Here is a 12,004-nt window from a genome sequence, read left to right on the forward strand (position 1 = left end):
AAATCAAAATCAGGGTCAGCGACCTGGCTTCTGCGACGGTCCAAGCCGCGATAGCCCTGAAGGGCCGCCCGTGTCGCATTGCTGACACGGAGACGCTTCCAATGTTTACAGATACTTAGAGAAGGAGCGCACAATGACTCAGGTCCGGCAATCGGCCTGATGGTTCGCTCGACGGGATTGTTATCGATCTCGATGCGGCCATTACCCAGGAAGATGCAGAAGCCGTCCCAGTACTTATGGATATAGGCCAGAGCTTCACCAAGGGGGGCGACTTGCCTGCGACGCTGCCACGATGATGGGTCAGCCAGGTCCGCATGTCCGAGACCACGGGCGCTGATCGTCCTAACCGTCCGGCCAAGCGGTCTGCAGTGGAAAGACCGCGCAGCTCCGCCTCGATCCAATAGAGTTCACCGATCCGCCTCACACCTTCTTCGTAAGCGGTGTCCCGATCGCACCTTGACCAAAATGCGTTTCGTAGTTTGGAGGAGAATTACCGCCATAACGGGACGCCCACCTCGCGCCAGGCGCGGTCAAATTTTTCCGATTTCTTTAGTCGCGTTCGATAGGTTTTGCGAGAGCAATACCTTGGAGGTCTCATGGATTTCGGCGACTTCAAGACATATGCGTTCGCGGCGGCACCGATAATAATTTTGAGCGCACCGCTGACATACTGGCAACTTGCGAAAGACAAGTTCAGAGTCGGACAAACGTGGCTGATGATTAAGGTGCTGCTCATAGATTTAGCAATGACAGCATTCGGCGGGTGCTACTGGGGCGACGTGTGCACTACCAGCGACTTCGTGAAGGGACTTGCCGCTGTGATCGGATTAGCGGGGTTGTTCCTTTCTTTCCTGTTGGTCCCCGTGCTTGGTGGTGGACTTCTGGGACAGGGGCTGGGTTGGGCAATTTGGCGCCTCACAAAGCAATTCCGATCTTGATGTCTCGGAAGGTAGCTTTGGCCGACAGGAGCCTTTTAGGCACGTGTCATCCTGAGGATAATTCCACGGCAGAAGACCCTCAATCTGGTTCTGCTTGTGGTCGTTGACGATAGCAGTGAGCGTGATTGAAACCGCGCAGCTCACCTCGATGCGATAAAGTTCGCCGATCCGCTTCACGCCTTCCTCGGCAATCGGCACACTGCCGGTACGAGTGATCTCGACCAGCTTGCGCCGCGCGTGCGCCCAACAATAGGCAAGCCGGATGTCGCGACCGACACGTTCCGATGCGATCAGGCGATTGTATCCGGCATGGCCGTCCACCTGAAGGACGCCCGTGAACCCCTGTAATATCCTCTGCTTCCGCAGACCGTCGGAAAACTCGAGCCTCAGTTTCTACCTTGCGAAATTCATTTGGAGTTTTCGGACGGCCTGTGGGAGTTTTGCGACACCGGAAATCGGGCGCGAATCCAAAATGGCGGCAGATCTCACGAAGTTTGAGAAATCTTTCATACCCTCCAGCGAGGCAGATGCCCGATTGGAAATTGTCGCAGCCAAGCCTCGGCACGACGGACCATATCCAACGATTGTTTTCAACCACGGCTCTACCGGACGGGGCCACAACAAGTCGCTCTACTCAAGGACGGTGTGTCCGGCTGTCGTGGCAAACTATTTCGTCGAACGGGGCTGGATGATCCTCTTTCCGCAACGCCGGGGAAGAGGCAAATCAGGCGGAAATTATGGAGAGGGACTTGCTCCAGATGGTTCCGGCTATTCCTGCAATGTCGAGATTGCGATTTCGGGCTTCGAGCGGGCCGTTGAGGATGTGGATGCTGTCGTGCGCCATCTGCGCGAGCGGCCTGACGTGGATCAGAGCCGGCTCGTCATCGGGGGAGTCTCACGCGGCGGCATCCTGTCGATCGCATATGCGGGCATGCGCCCGGGCACCTTCCAAGGCGCTGTCAATTTCAACGGTGGCTGGCTTGGCAGAGGTTGCGCCAGTCATGAAATCGTAAACCCAACCATCTTCGAACGTGGAGCACCCGCCGGCATTCCGACGCTTTGGCTGCACGGCAGTCATGACCAGTATTATCGAATAGAGCACTGCCGGGGAAATTTTGAAAAGTTTCTATCGGCGGGCGGACAGGGGAAATTCGTTGCCGCCGCCGCGGGCCATGCCTTGCTGTTCAAACCGGCATTGTGGAGGAACCATCTCGATCATTACATCGATAGTGTTGCGAAGGGGATCAGTCCGTAAAGCTTCTGACGACGGTGACTACAGCAAGGCCCGTTCCCCGACCTTGCCATGTCGCGCCAGCATGTCGGCTATTATCCCAACCGCCCGGCAACCCGGAGCGCCAGGAGGATGGACGACACGTGAAGAGCCTGCCCGATCAAGCCGGCTTGCAATCCATCCAGCACCTCCGCAATGGGAAGGGCATGAACGGTCATGCCCTCCTCGCCCGCATCGAGGCGTTGCTGATATTTTTGCTCGGCGCCGGTTGCGAGATAGGTGTGAAGACGGTTCGTGTGAGAGGACGGGTTCGGATAAAGCGTGCTGATCAATTGCCAGTTTTGGGCAATGTAGCCGGTTTCCTCTTCCAGTTCGCGACGGGCTGCCTTTTCGCTATCCGCGTCCCGCTCATCAAGGCCACCTCCCGGTATTTCCAGGAAGAACTTGCCCGCCGCATGTCGATATTGGCGAACGAGCAAAAGGCGATCGTCCGGGGTGATCGCAACGATATTGATCCAGTCGGGATAGGACATCACGTAGTAGGGAGAAATTGTCACCCCACCTGAAGTCAGGCAGTCATCGGCTCGCAAATTCAGCCACCGATCCTGCAGGATCGTCCTGGATTCGAGCACCTTCCAGCCATCGTCCATTCGAAAATTCTCCTGTTTCGAACTCCTCGAATCCGCACACTAGACCAGGTTGATCGAAACAGCACGTTGTAGTCGGCATTGCTGTTGAAAGGCGGATCGCGGTAAATCAGATCGACGCTTATTTTGAGTCTACTGTAAATGGCGCGCCCACCATAATGAGACTTCGTGTCGCCCTTTTCCGTAATCGAAATAATCCACCGCCAGACCAGCCGCGCGCTTGGCGTCCAACTCCGCCTTTCGTTCCGCCATGCATGAGTTATCAAGCATTGAAGCGACTTTTTCCGGATCTTTGTTTGAAACAAGATACGATTTTGTGGTCCGCTCCAAGCATTTGCCCAATGCACTCGCTGCTGACGTGAAGCGGCGTATCTCCGGAGTGTCATAGGGTGAAGTAGCACACGACGCTAAAGCCGTTAAAACGCTCAGAATAATTACTTTATATCGCAATGTATTCCCCGGTCAGATTGAAGTTGTGGTGAGTCTCAGCGTTACCATCGCTACCACTGAAGCCCATGTTTCAACATCCGCAATCGAAGATCATCGCTCAAGACGCGTGCCATCATCCACCTCTCCATGGTGGATCTTGAATCAGCTTTGACCTGCGCCTTCACTTCACAGTCGATTCATCGATCGCAGGATCTGCTCTAGTTCAGTGTTCCAGCTTGGACCATGGATATGCCCACGGGACACGAAATTCACTTGACCGCCCGGACGGTCGTGCTGAATTCGGCAGTTATGTTTGAACCCGCCTCGGGAGCCCGTTGGATGTTCGAAATGATGGATCACAGGATCCTTGTTGCTGCATTGGGGCAACAAGCGCTCCGCAACGTCGTTCTTTTAAAATATCTGCTGATGTACCCCGAGCGAACCGTTGCGTACGGGATTTCCCACGGCCAGGATAAAGCCTTCATCGTTATTCTGGACGCGAGCGCCAGCGCCTATGACCGGGAGATGTATCCTTCCTCCAGGCATGTCGTTCTCATCAGCAGCGACAGCGAGGCTTTGACCCGGCGCTTGCTTGATTTCGTGCCGCGCGACGGGAGCATCGTATTCAAACTTTCAAGCGAGGAAGATCGCGCCGCCGTCGCGACACGCTTTTCACTCAGGCAAACAGCCGCTTTCCATTCTTACACTGCTCACTCACCTTTCGAGCGCGATCCGGAAGCTATAATCGACTGCGCACCGAGGGAAGCGCTGATGTCGCTTGCCGAAAGCCAGGGCCAAGAGCGGGTGTGGATCGAGAAACTTTTGGCCGCAGACAGGGCCTTCTTCTGTTCGATCAGCCTCGCCGATGCGCCCGTTTCATTCTGCCTGGCCTTCCAAAACTTCGAGCATGTCTGGGAAGTGGGAAGCGTCCTGACATTGGAACAACATCGAGGCCACGGTTACGCCGCGCGGGTCGTCAGAACCGCCCATGCTGTACTTGAAGAACGGCGGCTCATGTCACGCTACCAGGTGCAGAGGGACAATATCGCCTCTATCTCACTCGCCAAGAAAATCGGCTTGAAACAGTTTCTCACCTTGCAGCACTATATGACCGTTTCCTGATTGATATGAAGCGCGGCGCGCGTGAACATCCGCCCGGCGACAGCCACGGCGGCAGTCGAGGCAAGGCCTCCGCCATGAGATCGGATCAGCCTGCAAGCGTCAGCCAATCGCCGATGCGGATCATGATAACCAAAGGCGTAAAGCGATACTCATCCGCGATCGGGGGAGCCAGGCCAGGCTGGCGCTAACCTTGCCCCGGTGATCGAGGTGTACTCCTCGACGTAATCCTCTGCGATTTAAGGATTATGCAGAAGCGCGCAGCCCTATTGCTGCTGCTGCGCCGGCGGCGTGCCGATCTTTTCCAGAACCTTCTTGGCGAGAGCCGGGTCGCTCTGTGCGGCCGTCAGAATCGACGAGTATTCCTCGACAGAGATGCCGTTAGAGGCTTCGACGGTGTCGACCATCTGCTTTTTGGCTTCTTCCTGCAGCTTTTGCTTCGCAGCCTCGTCCTTCGTCGCGCCGATTTTGGCCGAATATTCCTGCCTGACCTTGTCGACCTGCTGATAGGCAACGGCAAAGGCCTCGATTTTCTGATCGCTGACAGGGGCGGCTGCACCATTGTCGCTGGTCTGCCCCTGCATCGGCGTCTGCCCCTGCATCGGCGCCTGGCCCTGCGCCGGCGGCTGCTGTTGCGCCTGGGCCAGGTCCACGGCGGATGCCGGGCTGAGAGCAAGCAGGCTGAAGACCGCAGCGGTCATCGTTGCGACGGGTGTGTAACGAGTGATCATAGTCATTCCTTTTCACGTGCATGATTTGATCGGCAGCAGGACCGCCTCGGTCGATCGCTCAGCCGCTGGAGGCTTGGCGAGGTCGCAACGATGGACCGTTAAGAGGGCACGGTGCGGCGGTGGCGGGGCAATTTGCTGACGATTGAGCGGCAGCTTTGTGACCATCGACATGCCTGGCCCGGCGCGGATAAATCCGGTGCTGGTTGACGAGGCTGGCGTTCTTGGAGGTCTCCCGCCGGGAAGTTGCATCCAGAGTGGATCTCAGACTTGGCCGAGGCAAGGCTTCTGCCGGGAGATCGGATCAGCCGGCAAGCGTCAGCCAATCGCCGATCGTTGTCCCATAATGCCGCGTGGAACGCGCAGCCGGAACAGCCGGACGCTCAGTTGCCACGGTTCTTCGGATTTCACGTGGGCTCAGTCCGAATTCGTGGCTGAAGGCGCGCGTAAAATTGGCAGCGACGGCGAAACCGGCGGCCTCCGCAATCTCGGAGATCGGCCTGTTGTCGGCGGGGTTGCTAAGATCCGCATAGGCCTGCAGCAGTCGCCGTTTGCGGATATAATTCAGGACTCCACCGTTCGCTTCGAATAATTGGTAGAGCCGCGTGCGCGAGATGCCCAACGCGCGGCAAATAACGTCGGGCGTCAAATTGTCGGATTGCAGGTTGAGGTGAATGTAGCGATGCGCCCGCTCCATCATTCCCATACTGCCTTGGACTTGCCCCGTATCCGACCTTATGGATGAGGCAGCACATGCAACGACCATGTCGGCGATCGTTTGTATGATCCGCGGCACTTCGCCAGCCGTCAGATTGCCCAGCTTCGTTTCCAGACCGGCGATATAGCTGACGAGCAATTCAGCCAGGCTGCCGGACAGAAGCGTATTGTTGGCACCCTGGAGAATGCTTGCATCCACGGCCAGCAATTCATAGGGCAGGAAGACGAGCACGGCGACGCAATCGGTCATCCGCCCGCGATAGGGATAGCTGAGAGATCTGAAAAATACCTCGCCGGCACCGGTTTCCGTAACGTGACGGCTGACCTCGGTCCAGATCCGCCCGCTGCGAAGCAGGCCGACGTTCCAATGGTCTATCGGGCTCGAACGGAGCATGGATTGATCGCGGATATAGCTATGCGCCTGAGCGTGCTGCTGGACGATGAGCATGCCGCCGAGTTGCCAGCCGATTTGTTCGGCAAGAAACCCGTCGTCGGGTGATTTTCCATCCGGCAGATGGACATCCACGAGCGGCGCCATATGCGTACGCCAGGCCTGGAACTGGTCTTTCGCCGGCAGATCCCTCGTCGAGAAACGCAGGGGCACCAGCGCAGGCGCGACATCCTGAAGTCGCTCCTTCTCCATGGCCGGTTCGCGCGGCCAGCGCCGCCGCTCCAGATGGGCGGGCCACGCCTGCCCCGCAGCGGGGTCATCTCCAGATCCAGAACCCGTAGCCATCCAATCCCTCCAGCGTGCCAACCGATCCGACCGGGCCGTTGAAATTGAGAGTGAACAATCGTTTTTGCGGCAAAATCGCCGCCAAAAACCGCCCTAGCCGGGAATCGGCGAGCAGCCACCTCCATAAGTTGTTTATCATACTCCCTTTGGATCAGAAATGTACGCAACGATAATTTTCAGGACGCGCGGATAACGACAATTGCGTCCCATGGCTGTATTTAAATAAGCACGGTTAATTCCCGAATGAGGACGGAATAGACCAGAATATTTCACCTGCCAGCGCCCCCATAGAGACGGAGCAATTCCAGGTGAAACGGCAAGAACTCAAGAAAAAACACGAGAATACGAGAAGGTAGTCGTGAACTACCCGGGAAATATTCGTGCGCTTTCTGCATAGGTTTCGGCCCATTGCAGAGACTCTTCGTCACACAACCTGCAGCCGCCAAAAAGAATACTCATAACCGGCTATGGAGGCTTCCTTGATCACTCAACTGGGGGAGGATTGAGGCGATCGTTGGCAAGGCCAAGTGGGACGAAGCGAGGGGTTGCGCGCAAATTCAGGCGCCATTGAGTCGATGCGTATGAGCCTGATGCTGACGCGCAACCCCATTCTATCGAACCTGGAGAATTCTGATGCGAGCTGCCCGCTCATGGGCAAACGGAGGCTAAGATGATCACGACGGAAGACCAGAACCACATCGAATTGAAACAGACTTCGAACTGCAGAAGGGACGTCGAAATCGCAATGATGGGAATGCTCACCAATCTGCAGAAACACGGATGGTCAGCGGCGGAATTGGCACTGGCGCTTGCCGATGCCTCGGAAGAGCTCGTGATGCTGATCGCCAGCAAAACGGTGAGATCGAATTAGGCTGTCGTGGCGAATTCGTCATGCAAGCCAGATCATCATGCTTGCGAGCTTGATGAGACCCACGAAGCTAACGGCGAGATTGTCGTATCGCGTTGCGATACGACGCCGCTGTTTAAGCCTGGCAACGAGGCTCTCGATGCCCCATCGCCGCAGCTTCAGCCATGGCACCTTATCGGGATTACCGCGAAATCAGCCCTTCATCATGAGCTCGCGCCCGATACGTTTGGAAGGCTCGCTGCGTAAAACGATCGCAGTGTTGACCGAGCCGTAGCGGGCAACGGCATCGACGATGCTTTCAAGCTCCGCCGGCGACGGCACGATGACTTTCAGGTGAAAACAGTCTTCTCCCGTCAGCCTGAGAACCTCAATGACTTCAGGCATTTCCGCAAATTTCTTCAAGCAAGTCTTGATATATTCGTGCGTGGTGCGCAGGCGGATAATCGCCATCATACCAAGCCCGACCGAAGCAGGATCGATGACAGCCCTGTAGCCGCTGATGATGCCGCGTTCTTCAAGCCGCTTCAGCCGTTCCGACGCTGCCGGCTGCGAGAGGCCGACCCTTCTTCCAAGTTCGGAAACGCTGATGCGCCCGTCGCCCTGCAAGGTTTCGATCATGGCAATGTCGGTTGGATCGAGCTCGGCACGACTATCGAAATGTCTCACCATTGACTTTGAATCCATCGGTTTGCGGTCAATTTCTCCGATGAATGCCAATTTATCCTCTCAGAGTAAACGGTCATGTTGGCGCGGTAACCGCTAGCATCGGCCCGAAAATCGGAATCGATTTTCGGAAAGCCTGATGCGCAGATTTAAAGAGGTAGAGCGTCCTTTGTGCGTCCGAATGGACGCACGGCGCTATGGAGGCGAGACATGACCGAAATCATTCATCTGCCGGGCATCGGCAACTCCGGCGCGTTCCATTGGCAAAGCCGTTGGGAGAGCGCCGATCCCTCCATCCGCCGTTTCGCCCCTTCGAGCTGGGACAAGCCGGATCTTTCCGACTGGATCGCGGCGCTGGAGCAGGCCGTGCGTGCCGCGCCAAGACCACCCGTTCTCGTGGCTCATAGCCTCGCCTGCCTGCTCGTCGCACATTGGCATCAGGTTTCTGACCTGCCGATCAAAGGGGCGATGCTGGTCGCGGTGCCAGATCCGGCATCTCCGGCTTTTCCCTCAGAGGCGGCAAGCTTCGCAGAGGTACCCCGGAAGCGGCTTCGGTTTCCTTCCCTCATCGTGGCAAGCACCGATGATCCCTATGGTTCGTTGTCCCATGTCGAGACGCGGGCCGAGCAATGGGGAAGCGAATTGGAGGTGATCGGTGCGGCTGGCCACATCAACGGCCAAAGTGAACTCGGCGATTGGCTGGAAGGCCTGGCGCTCCTGAGAAACTTCGCGAGCCGCCTGTAGCCGGCGTCGCCTCCAGCGAGGAATGAGGTGACGACGCCCGCCACTCAACCCTCGGCAAGCATCACGGTATGAGCAATATGCTGCCGGCCGACCGCCCCGTTTCCATCTCCTCATGCGCCTTCGCAACCTCCGCCAAGCCGTATTCCGCAGCGATCTCGCAGACGATGCCCCGCTCCATCGCGGCGATGGCAGCCTCTGCCGCCTCGCGGTACCGGCCGACATCGGCGCACCAGGCCATGATGCTCGGATGCGAGAGCGACTTGCCGGGCCGAAGCTCTTCCACGGCAACAGGCGGAATGGGGCCGGCCGCCTGGCCGATGCTGATCGCCGTGCCGAAGGGGCGCACAGCACGGATGCTCTTCAAGAGCATGTCGCCGCCGATCCCGTCATAGGCGACATCGACGCCGTTTCCACCGGTCAGCCGCTTCACCTCGGCGACGATATCGGCCCCTCGCCCGATAATCAGGTGATCGGCGCCATAGGAGGTGGCAAGGGCCGCCTTTTCGGGCGAGCTGACCGTACCGATGACGGTGGCGCCAAGCGATTTCGCTGAGCGCACGAGAATGCTGCCGAGCCCGCCGGCGGCGGCATGGATCAGCACGGTACTGCCCTCCCCGACATTGCTGACTTTCCTCAGGAGCATATAGGCCGTCATGCCCTTGAGCAGCGAGCTTGCGGCCACTTTTGCCGATACCGCATCAGGAAGCGCAATCACCCTTTCGGCCGCAATGATGCGGGTCGAGGCATAGGCGCCGGCCGGCGGGCCGGCATAGGCGACGCGGTCGCCCGGTTTGAAGCCGGAGACACCGGGGCCGATCGCTTCGACCACGCCTGCGGCCTCCACGCCGATGACGGCGGGGTAGGATGGCAGCGCGTAGAGGCCCTTGCGGTGATAGATATCGAGGAAATTGGTGCCGACCGCCTGATGGCGGATCTTGATCTCGCCGGGACCGGGGGAAACTGACGGCTGATCCTGCAGCCGGAACTGGGAGATATCGCCGGGGGCATTCAGCAGGATGATCTGGTCGGGCATCGGTCGTTTTCCTCTATGGAGCAACTTGATGCAAGCAAACTAGCCGATAGCCTCATGTGTGAAAATTCCCTATTGTCGCACAATGATTGGGAAAGAATTCACACAAATAGACTGGGACGACCTGAGGCATTTCCTGGCTCTGGCGCAGGCGGGAACCTTTCTCGGCGCCGCAAGACAGATCGGCGTGGAGCACGCGACGATCAGCCGGCGCGTCAGCGCTCTTGAGAAAAATCTCAGCCGCAAGCTCGTCGACCGCCGCGGGCGCCGTATCATCCTGACTGGCGATGGCGAGCAGATTGCCAGGCACGCCGCCCTCGTCGCCCAGCAGATGGCGGCCATAGAGCAGCTCGGCCGGGCGAGCGCCACGGAGACGCGCGGCCATGTGAGGATCAGCGCCCCGCCAGCGCTTTCGAGCGTGCTTCTCGCAAAGCCTGTCGCCGCCATCAGGCGGGCGCATCCGGGCATCGAGATCACGCTTGTGGGCGAAAAGCGCCTCGCCTCGCTGAACCGCCGGGAAGCGGATATCGCGGTGCGCATGTCGCGGCCGGAAGATGGCGATTATGCCATCACCAAGCTCGGGCAGATGGCCTTCCATCTCTACGCATCCAAGGCCTATCTCGAAACCGTGCCGGAGGCGCAATGGACCTTCATCGGCTATGACGAAGGCATGAACGCCTCGCCGCAGCAATTGCGCCTCTTCGAACTCGCCGCCGGCCGGCCGATCGCGATCCGCTCCTCGGTTCTGGAGTTTCAGGCAGCCGCCGCAAGGCTTGACGGCGGTGTCGTCCTGCTGCCGGATTTCGCGGTTTCGGGCACGGATGGTTTGCAGCGTATCGAGGACGAAGCTCCTCTGACGCGTGAAGTGTGGCTGGTGGTCCACGCGGAGATCAAGGATGTGCCGGCCGTCCGTGTGGTCATGGAGGCGCTGAAGGGCGCCTTTTGAGAGGCGGCGGGCCGGATGCAGGCCTCTCCAGCTCTCAATCGAGCGGCAATCCCACCACCGATTTGCCCATCACATCGGATCACTGCACGTGGCAGTTGGTCGACCTTCCAGGCGCTTCCAATTGCGCATCATTACCCTTGATCCAGAACAGGACGGTCCCATCCGTGTAGCGCGCGCCGGAGCCGGACATGCCCTGCGGCAGGCGGAAGCTCTGCCCGTCGGTGGTGAGCAACACCGCGTTCGGTGCAGTCACGAAGCTTGCGGTGACACCCTTGCCGTCATCGCAGCGATAGATGACGTCCGCCTTGTCCTCGGCCAGGACTGGGACAAGACTCATCAAAAGCACGACACCCGACAATCCAAACACACCACTCTTCATCCTGCTCATGCCTGTCTCCCTCGGTTGGAAAGTGTGCGACGTTAGCAGCAGATGATGGCCGCAGCTTTGCCGGCGCAACGAAAACCCTGGAAGGGATTTTCGGAAGACCGTAAGCACTGTTTGCCTGGCACCTTGACCACGCGCGTTGTGCCGTTTCGAAGAGTACCGCTGCGACAGAAATGGCAACAATGCGACATGAGCGGTCGTCAACGCAGGACGTTATACGGCCGACGCACATACCGTTGGCGGACTACTTCACCCTCTCTCCAGATGTCCCCTGGAATGAAGCCGCAGCATTCATACAGCCGCCTGGCGGCACYCGCTCCCGGACTACCTGCGATGAAGGTATCCACATGAATAGTAGACTCGGGAGGTGTGGTTGAAATGGCAGCCTCCACAAGTAACTTGCCAATGCCGAGCCGCTGAAAGTTGGAAAAGACCGCGAGCCAGCGGATGGTATACTCAGTACCGCTACCGCTTATGATAACGCCTCCTAAAAAGCAGCCATCTCCAGCATCGGTTCTTGCGCAGTAGGCCTGCCGCTGCGCGATCTTCCGGATAAGAACATTATCGAAACCGGGCATGGGACCGAACAGCGACACCACTTCCTCCGCCAGCCGAAGCCAAGGTGCTGCATCATCATGTTGTGCCAAGCTGATCTGAACTTGCATCCACCGCCTCGCCATGTCCTGAACCAAACTTCCATAGCAGGCAGATGTTGGCTTGTCCGCTTCGGGCGCAACAGCAGATTTCAGCCGTGTGTTCGCTCCGAGTAGTTCCACGGCATTAGCTCGTCGACCAGACTCTGCTTGTGGCCATTGACGATGGA

The 12,004-nt window shown here is 58.2% G+C and carries 12 protein-coding genes and 3 pseudogenes; 5 read left to right on the plus strand and 10 right to left on the minus strand.

The genetic code is table 11. The features are described 5' to 3' along the window. Positions 1 to 146 precede the first annotated feature (146 nt). Positions 147 to 433 (minus strand): annotated as a pseudogene (locus tag AC1DM5_RS34255) (IS66 family transposase); the annotation flags it as partial. Positions 434 to 827: 394 nt separating this feature from the next. Further along, positions 828 to 1,307, minus strand: a pseudogene (locus AC1DM5_RS34260) (IS66 family transposase); the annotation flags it as partial. Positions 1,308 to 1,410: 103 nt separating this feature from the next. On the opposite strand from AC1DM5_RS34260, the gene AC1DM5_RS34265 reads away from it, so the two are divergent. Continuing rightward, a complete protein-coding gene (locus tag AC1DM5_RS34265) occupies positions 1,411 to 2,193 on the plus strand; it encodes an alpha/beta hydrolase family protein (protein WP_477976764.1) in 783 nt (260 codons plus the stop codon). Between the two features lie 71 nt (positions 2,194 to 2,264). On the opposite strand, the gene AC1DM5_RS34270 is transcribed toward AC1DM5_RS34265, so the two are convergent. Then, positions 2,265 to 2,819: an NUDIX hydrolase gene (locus AC1DM5_RS34270; protein ID WP_477976766.1), complete on the minus strand. Its 555-nt coding sequence runs from the start codon at positions 2,817 to 2,819 to the stop codon at positions 2,265 to 2,267. Positions 2,820 to 3,584: 765 nt separating this feature from the next. On the opposite strand from AC1DM5_RS34270, the gene AC1DM5_RS34275 reads away from it, so the two are divergent. Further along, entirely contained in the window at positions 3,585 to 4,367 is a 783-nt protein-coding gene (locus tag AC1DM5_RS34275) for a GNAT family N-acetyltransferase (protein ID WP_477824272.1), read from the plus strand. A 263-nt stretch (positions 4,368 to 4,630) separates the two neighbouring features. Here the strand turns inward: AC1DM5_RS34275 and AC1DM5_RS34280 are convergent, their stop codons facing one another. Continuing rightward, a complete protein-coding gene (locus tag AC1DM5_RS34280; protein WP_477824277.1) occupies positions 4,631 to 5,095 on the minus strand; it encodes a DUF4168 domain-containing protein in 465 nt (154 codons plus the stop codon). Between the two features lie 301 nt (positions 5,096 to 5,396). After that, positions 5,397 to 6,545: a helix-turn-helix domain-containing protein gene (locus AC1DM5_RS34285; RefSeq protein WP_477824271.1), complete on the minus strand. Its 1,149-nt coding sequence runs from the start codon at positions 6,543 to 6,545 to the stop codon at positions 5,397 to 5,399. Positions 6,546 to 7,215: 670 nt separating this feature from the next. Here AC1DM5_RS34285 and AC1DM5_RS34290 point away from each other — a divergent pair. After that, complete coding sequence (locus AC1DM5_RS34290) at positions 7,216 to 7,416, plus strand: hypothetical protein (RefSeq protein WP_113323520.1); 201 nt, start codon at positions 7,216 to 7,218, stop codon at positions 7,414 to 7,416. Positions 7,417 to 7,434: 18 nt separating this feature from the next. On the opposite strand, the pseudogene AC1DM5_RS34295 reads toward AC1DM5_RS34290, so the two are convergent. Together AC1DM5_RS34295 and AC1DM5_RS34300 are read right to left on the minus strand one after the other, a co-directional pair. Next, a pseudogene (locus tag AC1DM5_RS34295) lies at positions 7,435 to 7,566 on the minus strand (transposase); the annotation flags it as partial. Between the two features lie 39 nt (positions 7,567 to 7,605). Then, a complete protein-coding gene (locus tag AC1DM5_RS34300) occupies positions 7,606 to 8,082 on the minus strand; it encodes an Lrp/AsnC family transcriptional regulator (protein WP_477824270.1) in 477 nt (158 codons plus the stop codon). A 204-nt stretch (positions 8,083 to 8,286) separates the two neighbouring features. On the opposite strand from AC1DM5_RS34300, the gene AC1DM5_RS34305 reads away from it, so the two are divergent. Further along, the gene (locus AC1DM5_RS34305; protein WP_477824269.1) at positions 8,287 to 8,820 is read left to right on the plus strand and encodes an RBBP9/YdeN family alpha/beta hydrolase; all 534 of its coding nucleotides are present in this window, start codon (positions 8,287 to 8,289) and stop codon (positions 8,818 to 8,820) included. A gap of 61 nt (positions 8,821 to 8,881) precedes the next feature. Here AC1DM5_RS34305 and AC1DM5_RS34310 read toward each other — a convergent pair whose 3' ends face one another. Next, complete coding sequence (locus AC1DM5_RS34310; protein WP_477824268.1) at positions 8,882 to 9,853, minus strand: quinone oxidoreductase family protein; 972 nt, start codon at positions 9,851 to 9,853, stop codon at positions 8,882 to 8,884. Positions 9,854 to 9,935: 82 nt separating this feature from the next. Between AC1DM5_RS34310 and AC1DM5_RS34315 the strand changes: the two genes are divergently transcribed. Continuing rightward, positions 9,936 to 10,796 carry a LysR family transcriptional regulator gene (locus AC1DM5_RS34315; protein ID WP_477824267.1) on the plus strand — a complete coding sequence of 287 codons (861 nt, stop codon included), beginning with the start codon at positions 9,936 to 9,938 and terminating at the stop codon, positions 10,794 to 10,796. Positions 10,797 to 10,875: 79 nt separating this feature from the next. On the opposite strand, the gene AC1DM5_RS34320 is transcribed toward AC1DM5_RS34315, so the two are convergent. Both AC1DM5_RS34320 and AC1DM5_RS34325 read right to left on the minus strand, forming a co-directional pair. Beyond that, positions 10,876 to 11,184, minus strand: a complete 309-nt coding sequence (locus tag AC1DM5_RS34320; protein WP_477824266.1) for an MliC family protein — start codon at positions 11,182 to 11,184, stop codon at positions 10,876 to 10,878. A 197-nt stretch (positions 11,185 to 11,381) separates the two neighbouring features. Beyond that, entirely contained in the window at positions 11,382 to 11,846 is a 465-nt protein-coding gene (locus AC1DM5_RS34325; RefSeq protein ID WP_477976768.1) for a GNAT family N-acetyltransferase, read from the minus strand. Positions 11,847 to 12,004: the final 158 nt, after the last annotated feature.

Source organism: Rhizobium sp. 01T437 (genome assembly GCF_056398505.1).

Bases quoted from the DNA above. Each gene is read 5' to 3' on its own strand.
- AC1DM5_RS34275 (WP_477824272.1), top strand. From the start codon at position 3,585: ATGTTCGAAATGATGGATCACAGGATCCTTGTTGCTGCATTGGGGCAA.
- AC1DM5_RS34280 (WP_477824277.1), bottom strand. From the start codon at position 5,095: ATGATCACTCGTTACACACCCGTCGCAACGATGACCGCTGCGGTCTTC.
- AC1DM5_RS34315 (WP_477824267.1), top strand. From the start codon at position 9,936: ATGATTGGGAAAGAATTCACACAAATAGACTGGGACGACCTGAGGCAT.
- AC1DM5_RS34320 (WP_477824266.1), bottom strand. From the start codon at position 11,184: ATGAGCAGGATGAAGAGTGGTGTGTTTGGATTGTCGGGTGTCGTGCTT.
- AC1DM5_RS34300 (WP_477824270.1), bottom strand. From the start codon at position 8,082: ATGGTGAGACATTTCGATAGTCGTGCCGAGCTCGATCCAACCGACATT.
- AC1DM5_RS34290 (WP_113323520.1), top strand. From the start codon at position 7,216: ATGATCACGACGGAAGACCAGAACCACATCGAATTGAAACAGACTTCG.
- AC1DM5_RS34310 (WP_477824268.1), bottom strand. From the start codon at position 9,853: ATGCCCGACCAGATCATCCTGCTGAATGCCCCCGGCGATATCTCCCAG.
- AC1DM5_RS34270 (WP_477976766.1), bottom strand. From the start codon at position 2,819: ATGGACGATGGCTGGAAGGTGCTCGAATCCAGGACGATCCTGCAGGAT.
- AC1DM5_RS34265 (WP_477976764.1), top strand. From the start codon at position 1,411: ATGGCGGCAGATCTCACGAAGTTTGAGAAATCTTTCATACCCTCCAGC.
- AC1DM5_RS34285 (WP_477824271.1), bottom strand. From the start codon at position 6,545: ATGGCTACGGGTTCTGGATCTGGAGATGACCCCGCTGCGGGGCAGGCG.
- AC1DM5_RS34305 (WP_477824269.1), top strand. From the start codon at position 8,287: ATGACCGAAATCATTCATCTGCCGGGCATCGGCAACTCCGGCGCGTTC.